Source organism: Helicobacter heilmannii, from assembly GCF_001283065.1.
Classification (GTDB): Bacteria; Campylobacterota; Campylobacteria; order Campylobacterales; family Helicobacteraceae; genus Helicobacter; species Helicobacter heilmannii.
The window spans coordinates 345,034-363,483 of the sequence record NZ_CDMK01000002.1 but is presented as its reverse complement, the minus strand read 5'-3'; the positions used below and the strand labels follow the sequence as shown (position 1 = coordinate 363,483).

The 18,450-nt window shown below is 48.1% G+C and carries 20 protein-coding genes; 13 read left to right on the top strand and 7 right to left on the bottom strand.

Annotated elements, in window-relative coordinates; genetic code table 11:
• Nucleotides 1-12: 12 nt before the first annotated feature.
• Nucleotides 13-1,614, top strand: a complete 1,602-nt coding sequence (locus AOG36_RS05955; protein WP_231850643.1) for a CitMHS family transporter — start codon at nt 13-15, stop codon at nt 1,612-1,614.
• 1 nt (nt 1,615) lies between these two features.
• Here the strand turns inward: AOG36_RS05955 and AOG36_RS05950 are convergent, their stop codons facing one another.
• The 6 genes from AOG36_RS05950 to AOG36_RS05925 form a co-directional block, all read right to left on the bottom strand.
• Nucleotides 1,616-2,179, bottom strand: a complete 564-nt coding sequence (locus tag AOG36_RS05950; RefSeq protein ID WP_015107029.1) for a hypothetical protein — start codon at nt 2,177-2,179, stop codon at nt 1,616-1,618.
• Between the two features lie 75 nt (nt 2,180-2,254).
• Entirely contained in the window at nt 2,255-2,746 is a 492-nt protein-coding gene (locus AOG36_RS05945; protein ID WP_015107030.1) for a flavodoxin, read from the bottom strand.
• A gap of 71 nt (nt 2,747-2,817) precedes the next feature.
• Nucleotides 2,818-3,354, bottom strand: a complete 537-nt coding sequence (locus tag AOG36_RS05940) for a DUF2393 family protein (protein WP_015107031.1) — start codon at nt 3,352-3,354, stop codon at nt 2,818-2,820.
• Nucleotides 3,351-4,451, bottom strand: a complete 1,101-nt coding sequence (locus AOG36_RS05935) for a prohibitin family protein (protein WP_015107032.1) — start codon at nt 4,449-4,451, stop codon at nt 3,351-3,353. Before AOG36_RS05935 ends, AOG36_RS05940 begins: the two co-directional genes overlap by 4 nt.
• A gap of 9 nt (nt 4,452-4,460) precedes the next feature.
• On the bottom strand, nt 4,461-5,366 hold the full coding sequence (locus AOG36_RS05930) for a branched-chain amino acid transaminase (RefSeq protein ID WP_015107033.1): 906 nt from the start codon (nt 5,364-5,366) through the stop codon (nt 4,461-4,463).
• 25 nt (nt 5,367-5,391) lie between these two features.
• On the bottom strand, nt 5,392-6,789 hold the full coding sequence (locus AOG36_RS05925; RefSeq protein WP_015107034.1) for a DEAD/DEAH box helicase: 1,398 nt from the start codon (nt 6,787-6,789) through the stop codon (nt 5,392-5,394).
• Between the two features lie 84 nt (nt 6,790-6,873).
• Here AOG36_RS05925 and AOG36_RS05920 point away from each other — a divergent pair, with 84 nt between their 5' ends.
• From AOG36_RS05920 to AOG36_RS05865, 12 genes are all read left to right on the top strand, one after another.
• Entirely contained in the window at nt 6,874-7,605 is a 732-nt protein-coding gene (locus AOG36_RS05920) for a cytochrome c biogenesis protein CcdA (RefSeq protein WP_015107035.1), read from the top strand.
• Between the two features lie 10 nt (nt 7,606-7,615).
• Nucleotides 7,616-8,863 (top strand): amidohydrolase family protein, encoded by a 1,248-nt coding sequence (locus AOG36_RS05915; RefSeq protein ID WP_015107036.1) that lies wholly within the window; start codon nt 7,616-7,618, stop codon nt 8,861-8,863.
• Nucleotides 8,853-10,097 (top strand): aminofutalosine deaminase family hydrolase, encoded by a 1,245-nt coding sequence (gene mqnF / locus AOG36_RS05910; protein WP_015107037.1) that lies wholly within the window; start codon nt 8,853-8,855, stop codon nt 10,095-10,097. The genes AOG36_RS05915 and mqnF overlap by 11 nt, the downstream gene beginning before the upstream one ends.
• 34 nt (nt 10,098-10,131) lie before the next feature.
• Nucleotides 10,132-10,374, top strand: coding sequence for an HP0268 family nuclease (locus AOG36_RS05905; protein WP_015107038.1), 243 nt, complete (start codon nt 10,132-10,134; stop codon nt 10,372-10,374).
• Between the two features lie 8 nt (nt 10,375-10,382).
• Nucleotides 10,383-11,669 carry a tRNA (N6-isopentenyl adenosine(37)-C2)-methylthiotransferase MiaB gene (miaB, locus tag AOG36_RS05900; protein WP_015107039.1) on the top strand — a complete coding sequence of 429 codons (1,287 nt, stop codon included), beginning with the start codon at nt 10,383-10,385 and terminating at the stop codon, nt 11,667-11,669.
• A 3-nt stretch (nt 11,670-11,672) separates the two neighbouring features.
• Nucleotides 11,673-12,296: a lysophospholipid acyltransferase family protein gene (locus AOG36_RS05895; RefSeq protein ID WP_370696097.1), complete on the top strand. Its 624-nt coding sequence runs from the start codon at nt 11,673-11,675 to the stop codon at nt 12,294-12,296.
• On the top strand, nt 12,296-13,309 hold the full coding sequence (locus AOG36_RS05890) for a DUF8341 domain-containing protein (protein WP_015107041.1): 1,014 nt from the start codon (nt 12,296-12,298) through the stop codon (nt 13,307-13,309). The genes AOG36_RS05895 and AOG36_RS05890 overlap by 1 nt, the downstream gene beginning before the upstream one ends.
• A complete protein-coding gene (locus AOG36_RS05885; RefSeq protein ID WP_015107042.1) occupies nt 13,293-13,820 on the top strand; it encodes a PilN family protein in 528 nt (175 codons plus the stop codon). The genes AOG36_RS05890 and AOG36_RS05885 overlap by 17 nt, the downstream gene beginning before the upstream one ends.
• Nucleotides 13,817-14,395: a hypothetical protein gene (locus tag AOG36_RS05880; RefSeq protein ID WP_015107043.1), complete on the top strand. Its 579-nt coding sequence runs from the start codon at nt 13,817-13,819 to the stop codon at nt 14,393-14,395. The genes AOG36_RS05885 and AOG36_RS05880 overlap by 4 nt, the downstream gene beginning before the upstream one ends.
• Nucleotides 14,395-14,766 (top strand): YkgJ family cysteine cluster protein, encoded by a 372-nt coding sequence (locus AOG36_RS05875; RefSeq protein ID WP_015107044.1) that lies wholly within the window; start codon nt 14,395-14,397, stop codon nt 14,764-14,766. Before AOG36_RS05880 ends, AOG36_RS05875 begins: the two co-directional genes overlap by 1 nt.
• 123 nt (nt 14,767-14,889) lie before the next feature.
• Nucleotides 14,890-16,119, top strand: coding sequence for a tetratricopeptide repeat protein (locus AOG36_RS05870; RefSeq protein ID WP_370696099.1), 1,230 nt, complete (start codon nt 14,890-14,892; stop codon nt 16,117-16,119).
• Nucleotides 16,110-16,778, top strand: coding sequence for a beta/alpha barrel domain-containing protein (locus AOG36_RS05865; RefSeq protein ID WP_015107046.1), 669 nt, complete (start codon nt 16,110-16,112; stop codon nt 16,776-16,778). The genes AOG36_RS05870 and AOG36_RS05865 overlap by 10 nt, the downstream gene beginning before the upstream one ends.
• Here AOG36_RS05865 and AOG36_RS05860 read toward each other — a convergent pair.
• Entirely contained in the window at nt 16,775-18,418 is a 1,644-nt protein-coding gene (locus tag AOG36_RS05860) for an alpha-keto acid decarboxylase family protein (RefSeq protein ID WP_053825669.1), read from the bottom strand. The two genes, AOG36_RS05865 and AOG36_RS05860, sit on opposite strands and share 4 nt — an antisense overlap.
• Between the last annotated feature and the right edge of the window lie 32 nt (nt 18,419-18,450).

Here is an 18,450-nt window from a genome sequence, read left to right as displayed (position 1 = left end):
AGGATAAAAGCCATGCTCACCGTTTTTGCCATTCTCATCATCGCTTCATTGATCGCCTTGCTTTTGACCGATAAACTCTCGCCAATGGTGGCTTTAACCCTCGTACCCTTAGGCGGATTGTTTGGCTTTTGGCTCACTTCTGCCCTAATCTTCCAGCCTGTAGTGCCTAAGAATTACGCTTATATGCTCAGCCACTCCAATGAAAAGCACTTTTTAAAGCACCTTGCTAAAGATAATGGTTTTGATCCACCAGATGGGCATTTGCGCCACGCCTTTAGAAAAGCGGGCAATGTGGCGCTGGGTTTCAAGCCCAAAATGAAGGACTACCCCCCACTCTCTAAAGCGCAAGTGGAAAAATTTTATCTAGCCGGCGCAGCAGCCCTTTATCCTAATGCCAAACACATTGAGGAGAATTTAGCTCCGCTCTTTGCCAAGCACAACGCCCTCTACACCTTTAAAGACCATATGCAAGAGTTGGTGCGCTACTTCAAACAGGGCATCGCTAAGGTAGCGCACATCGCGATCATGTTCATCTTTGCAATCTTGTTCTTTGGGGTTTTAAACGATGTGGGGGTGTTTAATCCGCTCATCAATGCGCTGATTAAACTCAGTCAAGGCAGTGTAGTGGCGGTGTGTGTGGGGACATGCCTCATTGCGATGATCGCCCACTTGGATGGCTCTGGGGCAAGCACCTTTTTAGTGGTGATCCCTCCGCTCTTGCCCATTTATAAACGCTTAAACATGAACCCTTATTTGCTCCTACTGCTCGTAGCCGCCAGTGCGGGCGTGGCAAACATGCTCCCTTGGGGTGGGCCGCTTGGGCGTATCGCCAGCGTGCTAGGCACAGATGTGAGTGCGCTCTACACCCCCTTGATCAAGGTGCAGCTGCTTGGCTTTGCATGTATTCTGCTCATGGCGGTGTTTCTAGGCTTTAAAGAAAAGCGGCGCATTGTGAAGGCGGGGCTAGAAGTGCAGGGGGGTTTAGGTGTGCAGACATTGGATCACCCTCGCTTTTTTTGGATCAATGTCGTAACCGCCCTGATTGCTTTGGGATCGGTGATGCTTAAAATCTTGCCTCCTGAGTTTTGCTTTCTCTTGGCCTTGTGTGCCGTGCTTTTAATCAATTACGCCAACCCCAAAGAACGCATGGCAAAGGTGAAGGAATACGCCCCTGAAGCCATCTCTATGGCGGTGATCTTGCTTGCCGCCGGGGTGTATATTGGGATCTTAAGCGGCTCTGGCATGCTTGTGGATTTAGCCCAACATTTAAGCCTGCTCTTACCCGACTTTGCGACTAAACACCTACACATCATCACAGGAGTTTTTGGCGTGCCTTTTGAGTTGCTCTTAGACACCAATGGCTATTACTTCACACTTTTTCCCATAGTCGCCCACATCACCGCTCCCTATGGTGTGAGTGGGGAAGCGACAGGCTATGCAATGCTCATCGGTTCGATTGTGGGGACTTTTGTCTCCCCCTTTGCGCCCGCCTTGTGGCTAGGTTTGGGGCTAGCTAAACTTTCTATGGGGCGGCACATCGCCTACAGCTTCTTTTGGCTTTGGGGGCTCTCCTTAGTGGTGCTCGCCCTTGCCAAACTCTTGGGGTTGTTTTAGACTACATGCTTTGGGGGACTTTCACATCTCCATAGTTCATCGCATCCTTAAAGACTTGGCGGACTGCTTGTTGCAGGGCTTTGATGGTGTTGGTGTGGATGGGTTTGATGGCGAGTAAATTCTTTTCAAGTAAGCCCCGATCGTAGCCATCCACGCGCACCAAAATAAAAACTTCTTGGTTATTGGGGTTGATGTATTCGCCCAGCTGGACTCCCTGATCTAGGCTGGCAGCGATGGCTTGGACAATCTGTTTAAAAATATTGTCATCAAAGGGGCGTTGATTGGCGTTTTGGGTTTGTTTGAACACATCTTTAATTTGCTTGCCGATGTGCTGGGCGACTCGAAAACGCGCCCGCTCCCTAGCGATTTTCTCTGAGCGGGCGATCTGCCCATCTATGATGTGCGAGCTATCGATGCCCTGCGTTACAAACGCACTGCGGTCCTCCACCATCCAAGCGGGCACATTGGCTAGAAAAACATCTTTCTTGTGTGTGCTGGTGCAAGCCGAGAAACCTAAAATCACCAAATAAAGCAAAGTCGGGGGTAAAAAGCGTGTTTGAAACACTTCAGTTCCTTTCAACAAGTTTAGGAACTGTAGTATACGCTTTTAGAGTGAATAAATCCCCCCCACTTGCAAGAATTACGAGAGTTGCCCTTTCACTTCACCGATCCAAGCATCGATGCGGCTGTCGGTGAGGTCGTCCTGGTTGTCTTCATCGAGCACGAGACCCACGAATTTACCACCCTCTACAGACCTAGAAGCCTCGAAATTGTAACCATCTGTAGAAGTGAAGCCCACAACCTTACCAGCTTTGGCTTTTTCATAGATGTGGAAAATGCCCTCAGCAAAGGTTTCAGAGTAGGTGTCTTGATCACCAAGACCCACTAGAGCGATGGTTTTGTTGGCAAAATCCGTATCGCTCAAAGTACCTAAAAACTCCTCCCAGTCACTTTGCAAATCCCCAGCTCCTGCAGTGGGTGCGACCAGAACTACAGAGCTACAACCATCAAAGTCTGATTTAGACGCTTTGGCCACATCATACACTTTCACCCCGCCTAGCTTTTCAGCGATTTTATTGCTGATGGTCTCAGAGTTCCCACTGTCTGTGCCGTAAAAAATACCAACTGCCATGTTCGTCCTTTTCATTTTTTAAAAATAAACCCGCCCATTATAACGAATTTTGGTAAAAATGCAAAAAGCAATCAATAGCAATCTGCAGAGAGTTTAAAGGGGGCTTGTTTGTAGGGGTAATTTTCAATGTCCATCACCAAATCCTTAGCTTGTTTGGGGGGGATTTGTACCTTAAAACTTTGGGTGTAGGTGTGTGCAAACACCCATTTGTGCAGATACTCTTGGAACTTATTGTATGATGGGTGCAGAATATCTAGGCGCAAAATACACTGATTGATGGCTAAATGTCCGACATTTTTGACATGGACCTTTGCCATAAAAGCATTGGTGTAGGTGAGAGAAAAGGCTTCGCGTATGTCGGTTTGGATTTTAAAAAGCTGCTCTTCAAGCAGATAGCGTACCGTAAAGGGTGTACCAAGGATACATAAGGTGGCTAAAATATAAAAAAAAGAGGACACAAGACCCCGGAACAAGAGCCCTGGGATATAAAAACACAAGAAAAACGCACAATGCATGCCAAAAACCACCAAGGCAAAGGGGCTGGCATTTGCCCAAAAGACCTTTAAATGGACAAGGACAGAGTATAAAATTGTGGTCGTGTCGATCATTTATTGTGCGTGGTGGCTGTTGCCTTTTGGTGGCTCTTGGTGTCTAGCCAAATGTTGGGCACGGTACCGCCGGGGACCAAAAAGATTTGGGCGTTTTTATTCACTTTCAGTGCCTCGTTAAACTGCCCCTGGGTTTCAATTTGGCGCAAACTCAAAAGCTTTTCGCTCAAACTCTGTGCGATGCTGGTGTTGGCCGCAGATTTGGCCTTGGCCTCGATCACGATCGCATCCGCCACGCCCTGAGCTTTAATACGATTGGCATCCGCCTCACCTTTAGCTAGAGCCGCTGCTTTTTGGGCCTCTTGTTTGGCCTTTTCCACCTCGTATTTCACCCGCTCGGATTCTTGGCGGGCGATCTGCACCTTCTCGATCTGCTCTTTGATCTTGGTAGGCAAGACAATTTCTCTTAGCTGGATAGAACTTAATTGCACAGGAGAATTGGGCAGTTTAGACACCTCCTTATTAATGTCTGTGTTGATGAGAGCAGCGATTTCGTTGCGCTTGATAGGCAAGTCCTCGGCTGGATAGCGTCCCACCACAGAGCGCACGACATCACGCACCACAGGGTTGATGATCTTTTGCTCCCAACTAAGACCATAGGTGGCGATCGTTTGGGGCGTGGTTTGGGCGTTGAGACGGTATTGCACAGTGAGCTCAATGGAGACCGTAAGCCCCCGTGAGTCCATCACATTGATCGCATCGTTTCTAAAAATCCCCTGATTTTTACCCACAATCCCCATGTCCTCGGTGCGTGAGAAATTGATCGTACGCACACGGGTGTCTATAACTAAAATATCTTGCACCAAAGGGATGAAGAAGTGTATCCCAGGCTGCAAGGGGATGGGGTCATAACGCCCCGCCGTAACCTTAATGCCGATCTCACCCGATTGGATCACCATGAAGGGCTTTGCCAAAAAGAGCAGGGCACACACAACAATCGCAATGATTAAAGTTGTGAATCGCTTGGATTGCAAGAAATTAGAGGGCAGAGTTGGGGGTTTGGGGCTCTTGGGGGTGTTGTTAGAATTATTGGGGGTATTGTTGTCAGAGTTAGGACTCTGCTTACGCTTTAGATGCTCGTTGAGATCAATGGGCATACACTTCCTTTAGACCCGAACGACATAATGCGCAAATTTTTCTAAATCACCGGCGGTTTCGCCTTTAACAAGCTTCATGTAGGTGTCAAATAGAGCTTTGGTGATGGGTTTTTTATCCATGCCGATAGGTCTAAAATCTAAAGACTTGATGGGTAAAATCTCCATACCCGTGCCCACAAAGAAGGCTTCTTGGGCGCTGTAAATTTCCTCACGCACCACATGGCGGTGCACCATGGGGATGTTTAAGTGCTCGGCGAGCTCAATGATGGTTTGGCGGGTGATTGAATCGAGCGAATAATCTAGGGGGGGGACAATGAGTTTGTCTTTTTTCACCATAAAAAAGCTTTCAGCCGAACCCTCCGCCACAAAGCCATTGACATCAAGCAGCAAGCCCTCATCGCAACCGCAATCTAAGGCTTCTTGCTTAGAGAGTTGGGAGTTTAGGTAGTTGGAGCTGGCTTTGGCTTTATTCATCGTGGATTGCACGCTGGGCTTTCTATAAGAGCTGGTTTTGACCTTAATGCCCTCGTGTTGGTTGTCTTTCCAAGTTACGGTGGCAATGGCGGTGTGGATGGGGGGGTTGCTCGCACAAATGCCAAGTGTGCCAAGCCCCATGAACACAAAGGGGCGGATGTAGGTGTTGGCATCGCACTTATTCGCCCGCAAGGTTTCTAGTGTGGCGTGGTTTAGCTCTTCTATGGAGTAGGGGGTTTTTAGCCCCACCGCCTTACACGAATCCAAAAGCCGTTGCATGTGATCGTGCAAACGGAACACAAACAAGCCGTCCTTGCCCTTATAGGCGCGGATGCCTTCAAACACCAAATTAGCGTAGTGCAGACTATAACTGAGAACATGGATGGTGGCTTTTTCAAAGGGGACAAGCTTGCCATCTTGCCAAATAAAAGGGTGGTTCATGATGTTTTCCTATTTTTCTATTTTCTTAATACTTGCGTCTGGAATCCTTAAAACGCCCATTTTTGCGAGGTCTTGAACTTCTTGGGGGTTTTTTAGACTCGCTTGGCTTTGACTCTGTAAAAATATGGTCTAAATCTACCTTATGGCTCTTAAATTGTAGACTTAGGAGCTTTAGCACCAACTGAGAGGGTTCAAACTGCTCGGTCAGTTGCTCGTATAAGCTCACGACCTCAGCGTCCACTTCCACCTTTGAAAGGGCTTTGACCAAGCGATCCTCATCCATGTGTGGGATTTCGTAAAGCTCTAAAGACGCGCCGATGTCCTTTTGCATGCGTTGCAATTCTTTATACTCTAAGGGGGTTACAAGTGTGATCGCCACGCCCTTTTTGCCCGCCCGCCCCGTGCGCCCGATGCGGTGGATATAGCTTTCGGTGTTTATGGGTAAGTGGTAGTTAAAGACATGGCTCACATCACTGATGTCTAGCCCCCGACTCGCCACATCGGTGGCGATCAAGACATCCGCTTGTTTGGATTTAAAGGCCTTAATGGAGGTCTGCCTCGCCCTTTGTTCCATGTCGCCGTGTAGGGGTGTGGTCTTATAGCCCTTGGCACTCAAAAATTGGTGCAATTCATCCACTTCTCTTTTCATCCGCATAAAAATGATGCTTTTGCTGGGGGTTTCTTTATCCAACAAGCGCATGATCGCTTCGTTGCGCTCATGTTCATTGATCACATAAAAGCGTTGCGCAATGTCGGCGTTGGTTACATGCGTGGGGGCAATGTGGACGGACACGGGGTTTTGCAAGATTTTATTCGCCAACTCTTTAATGGGCGGGGGCATGGTGGCAGAAAACAAGAGAATCTGCGCATTTTCGGGCAAATAGTCAAAAATCTCTTCAATGTCATCCAAAAAGCCCATGTCAAGCATTTCATCGCTTTCATCCAAGACCACGACTTTGGGTGCAAAGCGTTTTAAGCGTTTGTTTTTTAGGTGATCTAAGAGCCTGCCCGGGGTGGCGATCATCACCTGCGGGTTGCGCTCTAGTAGCTCGCATTGTTTGCGGATGCTCTGCCCCCCATAAACGCATATCGTGCGGGTGCGTGAGCTTTTGCCGAGTTTAAAAATCTCATCGCTCACTTGCATGGCCAGCTCTCTAGTGGGTGTGATGACTAGGGCTTCCACGCTCTTGTTGTTTTGCAAGTTTTGGATAATGGGCAAGGCGAAGGCGGCAGTTTTGCCCGTGCCGGTCTGGGCTTGGGCGATCACATCCTTGCCTGCGAGCACTAAAGGGATCGCCTTTTCTTGTATGGGGCTAGGCTGGGTGAAGCCCACTTCGGCGATAGATTTTAAAATCTTGGAGTTTAAGCCCAAATCTTTAAAAGACTTCGTGGGCTGGGTGTTTTCTTCAACGGGGGCTTGCATCGGTGGCTTAATGTCCTTAAATCTAAACGCTAGGTGTATTATAATTGCGTGGTATTATAGCAAAAAACCCTTAGGATAGTATAGATGCTCGAGGACAATCTTTTAACGCTTTTTAACCACACGCCCTTGATTGCTTCGTTTTTGGCGGGTATTTTGGCGTTTTTAAGCCCCTGCGTTTTGCCTTTAATCCCCGCCTACTTGTCCTACATCTCGCAAACTTCTTTAGAGGAACTAAAGGCGGGCAATGCCCCGCGCTTGGCGGTTTTGGCTAAGGCGGGCTTGTTTGTGCTGGGCTTTGGTTTGGTCTTTTGGCTCATCGGGGTGTCTATGGCAAGGATCATGCATGCTTATTTAAACGCCCCTTGGGTTAGGGTGGTGGCGGGCGTTGTGGTGGTGGTCTTTGGCCTACATTTCTTGGGGATTTTGCCCATCAAGTGGCTCTACAAAAGCAAAACCCTAGAGGTGCGCCTAGAGTTTCAAAACCCTTTTTTAAACAGCCTCATCCCCTTCATCTTGGGGGTGAGTTTTGCTTTAGGGTGGACTCCTTGCATCGGCCCGATTTTCACCAGCATTGTGCTTCTTAGTGGGGCAGAGCACGCCTATGGCATGGCACTTTTGGGCGTGTTTGTGCTAGGTTTTGGCCTGCCCTTTTTGGCGGTGGCGTTGTTGCTTAATCAAGTGTGGGGGGTGCTTAAAAAAATGCGGGCGCATAGCCGGGCGGTGGAGATTTTCTCGGGTCTGCTCTTGGTGGGCATGGGGGTGCTCATTTTAAGCGGGCAAATGGATCGCTTGGGAGAATTCTTACTGCAACTTTGAAGGAGGTCTTTTGTTACTAGAAAATGTCAAATTAATGGGCGGTGCGGGCGCAAATGTCCGCATTGTGGGCGAGCACATCACAGAAATTAGCCCATCTTTATCCGCCACAGAGGGCGAAAAGGTCTTAGATGGCAAGGGGCTCACACTGCTGCCTAGCCTTGTGGATTTGGGCGTGTTTTTACACAATTTGCAGGCCGCCACCTACACCACGCTCAAAGCCCAAGCCTTTAAAGGGGGGGTGGGCACGCTCATGGGGATTGATTTAGAGCCTCTTTACTCTTTGCATGAGCCAGAAATGCAGCCTTTGGACTTTAAGGAGGCGGAGGACATGCTAGAGAACACCACCGTCAAAGAGGCACAAAAGGCCAAAGATCCTATCTGTTTGCACCCTTTAAACGCCCAACAACGCCTGCAAAATTTATCCAAGATTGCAAGCAATTTAACCAGTCCTGCTTGCCTTTACATCTACAACCTAGAGGGGCAAAAGCTCTTGCCCGCCTTAGATTACGCCAAAATGCTTAACCTACCCCTTGTGTGTGGGGTTAGAGGCTATGAGGGGCGCCCCACTCTAGGCATCGCAGACAGCACACTTTTAGCCTACAAACTCGGGCTACCCAGTGTGAGCCCGCTCATCCAAATTAAAGAGGTGGGTAAGTACGCCAGCATGGCACTGCACACCCAAATAGACACCATGTTAGATAGCGTGGTGGAGATCGACGCTTTAAACATTGCCACAAGCTTAAAATCCCTAGGCGCGCCCCTATTCGTGCAAACCCCTCTACACCACCTCATCCTCACCGAGAGTGTGTATCAAACCTACGAGCCCCGCTTTAAAATCCTGCCCCCCCTGCAAAGCAAGGAAAAGCAAAAAGCCCTACATAAAGCCCTTAAAGAGGGGCACATTGATATGCTCACCAGCTTGCACTACACCCGCCCCCCCAAAGCCCAGGACATCTTTGAAGAAGCCCCCTTTGGCGTGCACTGCATTGAAGATAGCTTTAGCCTTGCCTACACTCATTTAGTCCAAACGGGTTTGGTGAGCCTAGAAAGACTGGTGGAACTTATGGCGAGCACGCCGGCTAAATTCTTACGCTTAAATTGCGGGATGGTGCAAGAGGGCAAAGAAGCCCGTTTAATGCTTGTGGACCTTGAGGGGGAGAATGTGGTGCAAAACCCGCATAGCCCCTATTATAAAGAGGGTTTAAAGGGGGTTGTGCGCTTGGTGTTGCAAGGAGAGGAGATCGTCTATGGGGCTTAAAATTTTGGGGGCAAGGTGTGCGCTTTTGTGTAACCCTAGCTTTGACATTGTGCCTCACGGGGGGGTGTTGTTTGAGGGAGAGCGCATTTTAGAAGTGGGCGATTATGCGAAACTTTGCGCCAAACACCCAAGTGCCAAAGCGCAGTTTCATAAAAACGCCCTTTTAATGCCCGCTTTAGCCAATCCGCACATCCACTTTGAATTTGCAGCACAAAAGCACAACTTTAGCTATGGGAGCTTTGAGGGGTGGCTTAGCTCGGTCATGTCCAACAGAAGCCAAGTGCTCAAAAAGGCCGCCACACCCATGCAAAGGGCGGTAAGCGAGCAGCTCATGCAGGGCGTGGGGAGTGTGGGGGCGATCAGCAGTTATGGTTTGGATCGCTCTGTTTTGAAGGATAGCCCCTTAAGGGTGGTGTTCTTTGACGAGCTCATCGGGGCAAACGCCGACATTGCCCCCGCTTTTGAGGCGTTTAGTAAACGCCACGCTTTAAGTCTCGAGTGCCAAAGCCCTAAATTCACCCCCGCCATTGCCATCCACGCCCCCTATTCCGTGCATAAAGATTTGGCTAAGAAAGTGCTAGACACCTACCAAAGCCCTGTCATCTCAGCGCATTTTTTAGAATCGCGGGCTGAGCTGGACTTTTTAGAGGGACGGGGGGGGTATTTCAAGGACTTTTACGCCAAACACGGGCTAAGTGCCCCGCACTATGAAAGCCCTTTAGAGTTTTTAGACTTGTTTAAGGGGCAAAATTTGCTTTTAGTGCACGCCCTGTTTGCCACAAGAGCGCATTTACAGCACGCTAAAGAGATCGCCTATCCCACGCTCATTTCTTGCCCCCGCTCGAATCGCTTGTTGAGCGGCACGCTTTTAGACTTCAAACAGATAAAAAAGGCGGGCATAAAGGCCGCCCTAGCCACAGATGGCGCAAGCTCCAATGCCAACACTTTATTTTTAGAGGAATTGCGCACCGCTCTTTTTGCCTTAAATGTTCCGCTTTTAGAGGCCTTGCCCCAAATTTTGCTCGGGGCGACTTTGCACGCCAGCCACGCTTTGGGGCTTCATGGAGGGAGTTTGCAGACGGGCTTCTTGGCGGATTTTGCCCTATTTGGCTTTCACGCTCAGCCCAATTTACAAGGGGTGTTGCACTGGCTCTTGCAGGCAAGGCAGGTGCAGAGTCTATACATTGGCGGGGAGTGGGTGTGTGGCTCTAAAAGGGGTTTTAAGGCAATGTAGGCTAGACTCTAGGGTTATTTGACGGGAGGTCTTAATGGAACTGCGTTTAGCGAAAATGGATCGCAAACAGAGCAAAACCCCTAGCTTGAGTTTGGAAGAGTTGCACCAAAAACATCTCAAAAACGAGCACATCTTCTACTTCGCCCCCACCAACCCCCACAAGGACATGCTAGCGGCGGTGGCGTTTTTAGAAAAAAAGAATTGTCGGGTGCATTTGTCGCAAGTGCAGGTGAGCTCGGATGAAAAGGACTTCATCTACCAAATGCATATCATTTAGGGCGGTTTGTGAAACTTTACATTGAAACGATGGGCTGTGCGATGAATACTCGCGACAGCGCGCATATGGTGGGCGAACTTGGCAAGGTGGGCTACACGCAAACAAACGAGCCTAGCGAGGCGGATTTGATTTTAATCAACACCTGTAGTGTGCGTGAGAAACCCGAGAGAAAATTATTCTCCGAGATCGGGCAGTTTGCCAAGATCAAAAAGCCGGGGGCCAAGATCGGTGTGTGCGGTTGCACGGCTAGCCACATGGGCGCACAAATCCTTAAAAAAGCCCCGAGCGTGAACTTTGTTTTGGGCGCGCGCAATGTGTCTAAAATCAGCCAAATCATCACGCAAGATCGAGCAGTTGCCATAGATCTAGACCACGATGACAGCACTTATGTGTTTGCCAGCCAAGCCCCAAGCAGCATTAAAGCCCTTTTAAACATTTCTATCGGGTGCGACAAGCATTGCACCTATTGTATTGTCCCCCACACAAGGGGCAAAGAAATCTCTATTCCCATGGATTTGCTCTTAAAAGAGGCGGATAAATTAGCGCAGGCGGGGGTTAAAGAGATTTTGCTCTTGGGGCAAAATGTCAATAACTACGGCGCGCACTTTAGTGCCGACCATCCAAAGGTGAATTTCGCCACTTTATTAGAGAAGTTGAGCCAAATTGAGGGTCTAAAGCGCATCCGCTTCACATCGCCCCACCCTTTGCATATGGATAACGCCTTTTTGGAGCATTTTGCCACAAACCCCAAGGTGTGTAAAAGCATCCACATCCCCCTGCAAAGTGGCTCAAACGCTATACTCAAGGCGATGAAAAGGGGGTATAGCCGGGAGTGGTATTTAGATCGCATTGCGCGCTTAAAAGCCCTGGTGCCTGAAGTGGGCATCAGCACGGACATCATCGTGGGCTTTCCTGGTGAAACGCCTAAAGACTTTGAGGACACCCTAGACATCTTAGAGCAGGTGCGCTTTGACACGCTCTATAGTTTTATTTACTCTCCCCGTCCGCTCACACCTTCTTATGCGTGGACGAATCAAGTCCCTAAAGAGGAATCGAGCGCACATTTAGAACAGCTACAAAGCCGCCATAAAGAGATTTTAGAGCAAAAGGCTAGGGCAGAGCTTGGCAATACTCACGAGGTTTTGATCGAGAAAATCATCGAGGGCGTGGCCCAGGGGCGTAGCGGCAATGGGCGGCTCCTTAGCTTTGAGGCTGACGGGGCTAGCGTAGGGGATTTTGTGGCAGTTAAGGTGGTGGCGCACCACAAGGGGAGTTTAAAGGGAAGGATCGCTTAGGGTGTGCTGTTGAAACGCTTACGGAATGGTTTTGTTTTGCACGCCTTACCTGTCTTGCTTTACTGGGTTTTACGCTTTTTATTTAAGACTTGTAAAAACCATTTCCACTTAGCCGAGGAGTTGCCCCAACAAACCTTCATCGCCAGCTGTTGGCATGGCGAGATGGCGATGTTGCCCTTTGCCTACTTGCGCATCAAGCCTAAAGCAAATTTATCGGTGATCGCCAGCCAACACTTTGACGGCGGACTGGCGGCTAAACTCTTTGAGTGTTTTGGCTTTCAAGCCATTAGAGGTTCTAGCAAAAAGGGCGGGGTGGGCGCGCTTTTTGAGGCGATTAAACGGCTAAAGGGCGGGGAAGATATTGGCATCACCCCCGATGGCCCCAAGGGGCCACGCCACAGTGTCGCCGATGGGGTGGTGGCGTTGGCACAAAAGACGGGGGCGGGGGTGGTGGTGTGCCGTGTGGTCTTTAGCAACGCATTTTCACTCAACACTTGGGATCGTTTCCAATTACCCAAGCCCTTTTCCACGATCCATTACTACATGCTCTCCCCCTTTTTTATCCCTAAAAACATGGACCTGCAAGAGGCAAAGGCACTTGTTAAACAGCGCATGGAGGCGGTGTAGTGGGGGTTTTTAGATTTTTGAAGGGCGTTTTCTACGATGGCCTGCGCTCTTTGTTTTTCTCTGATGTCTTCATTTGTTTTAATTTAGACCACGAAGTGCTCTTTGGGCGGATGGAGCGGCTTAGGTGGAGGAAAACCAAGGAGATCGTGAACAAAGCCTACCCCGTGCGCAATGCGATGATCCCTATCAAGGCGATCAAAGACACAAGGGATTTTGTTGCGACCTACCCTTTTTCTTATATGTGTGGGATGGCCAAGAGTGTGGACCAGGGGATGTGTAAAAAATCTGAACTCGAACAACACATCCCGCAAGGGATGCGTAAAAAAGATTTGATCCTTTTGGATGTGGACGACTATTATTTTTATATCCCCAAACAATCCTTAGAGCAGGACCGCAAGACATTTAGCCTCACCATGCAAAAGACCGATTACATCTTTTCGCCCTTTTTGTTGATGTACAGCTTCATCAAACCCATGCTAGAGGATGAGGTAGCGGTTTATATGCTCTTGGAGCACGCCCGCTTGTTTGTGATGGTGAGTAACCATAGGGACATCTGCTATAGCAAATTTTACCCCCTAGAAATAGTGAAGACGGACTTTGAGGTGCAAGTACAAGAAGACCAAGCCAGCTACGAGCATGAAGAACAAGTTTTGCAGTCCTTTTTAAAGTCCATTGAGTCGAATCTCATGCACATGGATTTTAATTTTGAATCGTCTCCTGCTGAAGAACAAACCACTCAAGACCCGAGGGCTTTGGTGGACAACATGTTCCACGCCACCGACATCGTCAAGCATCTACAAGAGTCGATCAGAGCAGCTTACGACAACCCAAGTAACCACATTGAAGATTTTATCCAAAAGGTGTGGGTCTTGCACACCTATGAGATTTCTTATCAGCTCATCGATGTTTTGAAAGATGAGCTCATGTTAGAGGTGGTCCACATCCCCGTGTCGTTGGTCGAACAAATGGGCGTTTTGGCAAAGAAAGAGCACTACCATGAAGCTCAGCTATAGCAACCCCTTCCCTAAACACACACTGAGTCTGCTTGCCAAGGTTTGGCTTATGTATATCTTCCTTGCTGTGGGGGCTGTCTATGGCGTGGCCTATTTCTTACAAGTTTATATTGCGATCACCAAAAACAGGGCAGAAATCTCTCAAGTACAAGGGCAGATCTACAGCTACGAAGCCAAACGCATTGAAAAACGCATCGAGCACACCAAGCAAATCTTAACCGACATGCGGAGCAAAGCGGTCTATACCTTGAATGTCAGAGATTCCATAAAGGGGGTGTTGGAGATGATCCCTGATTCAATCACCATAAAATCGATCACCATCGATTACTCCAGCCTCGTACTTCAGGGGATTGTACCCTCTAAGGAAAATTTTAAAAGCACCATCCAACAACGCTTAAACTCGATCTTTGAAAACAGCCATGTCGAGTTTACTCGTCTAAGCAATGGATGGTACAGCTTCATCTCTATCAACTCTTCGGTTCTACCCTTCATTGAAAAGGCGCACGATTGATAGAGCAAAACCAAAACCTAGAACAAGTCTACATGAGCCATTATGCCAAGGATTTGGCGTTTGAAAATCTTGTCAAAAATTTTAGTTTCTTTGTGGTTTTTGTCGTTGTGGCGGTGGTGAGTGTGAGTCTATGGCTTTACCCCGAAATAAACGACTACCGCTCTCAAGACACCAATGCCCGCCAACAAACCATGATCGTCGCCTACAAGCGCAAAGACTTTGTTAGTGCCATACAGACCTACCACACCATTAAGGAGAAAAATGGCCGTTTGTTGCAACATCCCGACTACAGCGCGATCACCCACGATCTAAATGTCCTTTTGAAAAAACACTTCACCCACATTAAAATCCAAGAACAAAGCCATCGCATCGACACCTTTGGGCGTTTTATCTACGGGGAATTAAAAGTGAGCGCGCACGCACGCAACTTAAAAGACTTTTACACCTTTTTCAATGGTTTAGCCGCTATCAGCGTACACATGCAAGTTGAGCTTCCCATCACCATCACCAAAAACCGGGACACCTTTGCCCTAGATTTTATAGTCCATGTTGATTACAAAGCCATGGATCACTGATGGAATTTAGTTTTGACCCCAAGGAGTGTGCAAGTTGTGGGGCGAAGTGCTGTTTGGGGCAAGAGGGCTATATTTTTCTAAAACCCGCAGAAATGGAGGCGATCAGCGCGTTTTTAAATCTACCCTTTGAAACCTTCACACGCAGATATATCAAGAAAGTAGGCTACAAATACAGCTTATTAGAAAAGCCCGCCAAAGACCCCAAAGAGGGCTATGCCTGCGTATTCTTAGATGAAGAAAGCAAGTGTTGCCAAATTTACCCCGTGCGCCCCAAGCAGTGCCAGACCTTCCCCTTTTGGGAGTGCTTTAAAAGTGAAGAAGGGTTCAAAGCATTGTGTGCCCTTTGCCCCGGGACCAAACCCCTTAACTAAAACATGTTTTTCATGTTATATACTACAAGATATGATGCAAATTTTACACACAAGCGAGGTTTTATGCCACAACAGAGAATAAGGACTTGGGGGCTTTTTGGCTTAGGACTCACCCTAAGCAGCATGCTTTTTGCCCAAAGCATCACCGAAGATCAGCAGATTTTGATCACTTCAGATGCATTCCATAGGGGCGACTTCGCCACCGCTAAAAAGGGCTATCTACAGCTCTATAAAGAAACAAACAATATCATTTACGCCAAAGAGGCGGCGATCTCTGCCGCGAGTCTAGGCGACATCAACACGGCTGTGGAACTGGCCATGCTCTATAAAAAAGTAACCAAAAACAACAAAGATCTCTCCATCAATAAAATCTTAGTGGATGGCTACATCAAAACGGGGCAAATCCAAAAGGCGATCACTTTGTTAGAAAAAATCCGCACAGAGGACAAATCTTTAATGCTCGATAGCGTACTAGGCTCACTCTACATCAGCGAAAAGAAGTACAACAAAGCCTTTGATATTTTAAGCAAACTCTATAACCAAGTGCACGACGAAGACACGCTAGAAAAGCTTGTTACGCTCTATTTCATCCAAAACAGCCAACAAGAGGCTGCTGACCTCATCGCCTCCCATCTAGAAAAATACGGCTGCTCACCCGAGTTGTGTCAAAAGAGCTTCAACACTTTGGTACAAATGAACCAATTGGCTAAGGCTAAAGAGGCCTTTGGTGCGCTTTATACAAAAGACCCTGTGGTGCAAAACGCCCAACTTTACATCGGGGTTTTGGCGATGCTCAAAGAGTTTGATAAAGCCGAGAAAATCGCCAAAAACTTCCCCTTTAACCGCCGCTTGCTTTTAGACCTTTACACCGCCCAAAAAAACTTTGCCCTCGCCTCCAAACAAGCCGGCTTGCTCTACAAAGAACACAGAGACCCTAAATTTTTAGCCCTAGAGGCGGTCTATGCCTACGAGCATCTGAATGCCCAAAAGAAGATCACCAAAACCGATATGCTCCCCATCGCCCATAAACTTGAGAGGGCGATTGCCCAACGCAGAGAACAAATCAGGTTGCACAAGGGTAAATTAGATGTCCAAGATGCGTTTTTCTACAATTTCTTGGGCTACTCACTCATTGAATATGATTTGAATGTCCGCAAGGGGATCGACTATGTCAAGGTGGCGCTGCAAATCGAGCCCAAATCCATTTTTTACATCGACTCATTGGCGTGGGGCTACTTCAAGTTGGGTAACTGTGCTTTGGCAAAGAAACTCTTTTTAGGCATTTCTAAAGAGGACATCGCCACCCAGCCCGAGCTCAAAGCCCACGCCCACGCCATCGCCGAGTGTCAATAGAAAACTTAAAATCTCTTTTAGCCCTAAAAGAGCAAATCCGCCCCTTTGACCTACTGGGGCGTTCTCTTGCCTACAACCCCTATTTGCCTAGATTAAGCCTAGGGCAACTGATGCGCCCTAAAAGCACATCTCTAGCCCACACCCTTGTAGCCCTAGATGTGTGTTTAGAGATAGAAGTGTTTTTAGAGAGTTTGCAACAAGCACAAGAGGGTCCAGCCTTAGCCTTGCTTTTGGATTTCACTCCCCTGTATGCTAAAGAGCCCTCCTTAGAAATGCTGGATTTATTGGGTTTTGTGCGCCGTTTGTGTTCCAAGCCCCTTATTTTAAAAGATTTGATTCTTGAGCGTTACCAAATCTTAGAGGCGTTGGTATATGGCGTGGACGCGTTGGTCTTGGACCCTACGCTACTACAAAAGGATTTAAAGGACATAGCCACCTACACCACACATTTAGGACTATTGCCCATCGTGCAGGTGGCAAGCCCTGCAGATTTAAAAAATGCTATTTTAGCCAGGACCAAAGCCATTTACATTGTGCAAGATTTCACGGAGCTCTTAAAGCTTGTGCCCCAGGGTTTGGTGATTTTAAAAGATCTAAGCACCCCCCCCATCACCCCCACCAACTCTTACGGGGTCGATGCCTTGGTTTTGCGCGCCTAGTATTTATTTTGCTCTGCAGAAATCTCGCCCAATTTCTTTAAGAGAGTGGGGGCATCGTCTCTAGCCATCTCCACTTCAATAAAAGCGAGTTTATCGGGGTGTTTGTAGGCTTGTTCTAAGGCTTTGCTTAGACTTTCAGCCGTGTTTGCTTTAAAAGTTAAGGGCTTTCGGTGTAAATGCACATCGAAGGCTTCGACAAGTTTTGTGTAATGCCACATGTTAATGTCGTTGTATTTGCGCTCAGGTCCGTGGATGCAACGCTCCACAGTGTAGCCATCGTTGTTGATAAGAATGATGATGGGCGTGATGTTTTCTCTTAGCATGGTGGAGAGCTCTTGACCGGTGAGCTGAAAAGAGCCATCGCCGATTAAGAGCACATTGCGCCGTTTGCGATCGGCTAGGGCGCTGCCCAAAAGTGCCCCAAAGGTGTAGCCGATCGAGCCCCAAAGCGGTTGTCCGATAAAACTTGTCCCCCTAGGCAAGCTCACATCCACAGCCCCAAAAAACGAAGTCCCTGTTTCGGCGATCAAAACATTATTAGGCTGTAAATGCTCTTCGATCACTTGGAAAAATTGCGCCTGAGTGAGCTTGCCTTCTAGGGGGAGTTTGGATTTGGGTTCTTTTGGGGGGATTTTGGATTTAAAATTCAGGCTTGAGAGTTTTTTAAGGACATCTTGCATGAGAATATCGCTATAAACTTCCTCACCTATTTTGCTGTAGAGCGGATGGATCTCAATTCTAGGGATGGGTTCTTCACAAATGTAGCGGAAACCGGCGGTTAAAAAGTCGGTGAGTTTCACGCCGACTAAGATCGTACAATCAGATTCTTTAATGGCGTTTGTCACCCGATCATCGCTCAAGATCCCGTTATAAACCCCGATGAAGTTAGGATGTTGCTCAGAAAAAACCCCCTTACCCATAGACAGCGAAGCGATGGGCAGATTCGTGGCTTCGATAAAGTCGTGCAACTCTTGATTGAGGTGGTGGCGATTCACTTCGTAGTCGGCTAAGGCGATGAAAGATTTATAAGTTTTGATGCACTTTTTTACGGCTTCAACGAAGGCGTTGAGGGTTTTTTTATCGCTTTTGGGTTTGTAGAGCATGGGACTTGACACCTCGATCTGGATACTTGGCACATCGGAGGGGATGCCGATATACACAGGTTTTTTATGCAAGGCACACTCGGCGAGCACCCGATCGATCTCGCTCTTAGCGTTTTGTTTGTTTAAAATCGTTTGCGCCACACTGACACCTTGATACATGGCATAAAACCTCATAAACTCCCCATCGCCTAGGGTGTGGTGCACAAAGCGTCTATTCTCTGAAACACTGCGCGAGGGCATGCCCACGATTTTCACCACAGGCACGCTCTCGGCATAAGAGCCCGCCACCCCATTAATGGCACTGAGTTCGCCCACACCAAAGGTCGTTAAAAGCGCGCTCATTGGCCTAATGCGCGCATACCCATCTGTGGCATAAGAAGCGTTGAGCTCATTACAATTGCCGATCCATTCTAAATTTGGGTCATCTTCAATGAGGTCCAAAAAGCCCAAATTATAGTCTCCCGGCACGCCAAAGACATGCGCCACACCATAGTCCTTTAATCTGTCTAGCAGATATTGGCCAATGCTGATTACCATAAAAGCTCCTTATTTTTTTAAAAATCACGGGC

Excerpts from the sequence above, each read along its gene's own strand:
- AOG36_RS05885 (WP_015107042.1), top strand. The coding sequence starts at position 13,293 with ATGAAGCTCAGCTATAGCAACCCCTTCCCTAAACACACACTGAGTCTG.
- AOG36_RS05860 (WP_053825669.1), bottom strand. The coding sequence starts at position 18,418 with ATGGTAATCAGCATTGGCCAATATCTGCTAGACAGATTAAAGGACTAT.
- AOG36_RS05905 (WP_015107038.1), top strand. The coding sequence starts at position 10,132 with ATGGAACTGCGTTTAGCGAAAATGGATCGCAAACAGAGCAAAACCCCT.
- AOG36_RS05945 (WP_015107030.1), bottom strand. The coding sequence starts at position 2,746 with ATGGCAGTTGGTATTTTTTACGGCACAGACAGTGGGAACTCTGAGACC.
- AOG36_RS05955 (WP_231850643.1), top strand. The coding sequence starts at position 13 with ATGCTCACCGTTTTTGCCATTCTCATCATCGCTTCATTGATCGCCTTG.
- AOG36_RS05930 (WP_015107033.1), bottom strand. The coding sequence starts at position 5,366 with ATGAACCACCCTTTTATTTGGCAAGATGGCAAGCTTGTCCCCTTTGAA.
- AOG36_RS05870 (WP_370696099.1), top strand. The coding sequence starts at position 14,890 with ATGCTTTTTGCCCAAAGCATCACCGAAGATCAGCAGATTTTGATCACT.
- AOG36_RS05925 (WP_015107034.1), bottom strand. The coding sequence starts at position 6,789 with ATGCAAGCCCCCGTTGAAGAAAACACCCAGCCCACGAAGTCTTTTAAA.
- AOG36_RS05875 (WP_015107044.1), top strand. The coding sequence starts at position 14,395 with ATGGAATTTAGTTTTGACCCCAAGGAGTGTGCAAGTTGTGGGGCGAAG.
- mqnF (WP_015107037.1), top strand. The coding sequence starts at position 8,853 with ATGGGGCTTAAAATTTTGGGGGCAAGGTGTGCGCTTTTGTGTAACCCT.
- AOG36_RS05940 (WP_015107031.1), bottom strand. The coding sequence starts at position 3,354 with ATGATCGACACGACCACAATTTTATACTCTGTCCTTGTCCATTTAAAG.
- AOG36_RS05920 (WP_015107035.1), top strand. The coding sequence starts at position 6,874 with ATGCTCGAGGACAATCTTTTAACGCTTTTTAACCACACGCCCTTGATT.
- AOG36_RS05935 (WP_015107032.1), bottom strand. The coding sequence starts at position 4,451 with ATGCCCATTGATCTCAACGAGCATCTAAAGCGTAAGCAGAGTCCTAAC.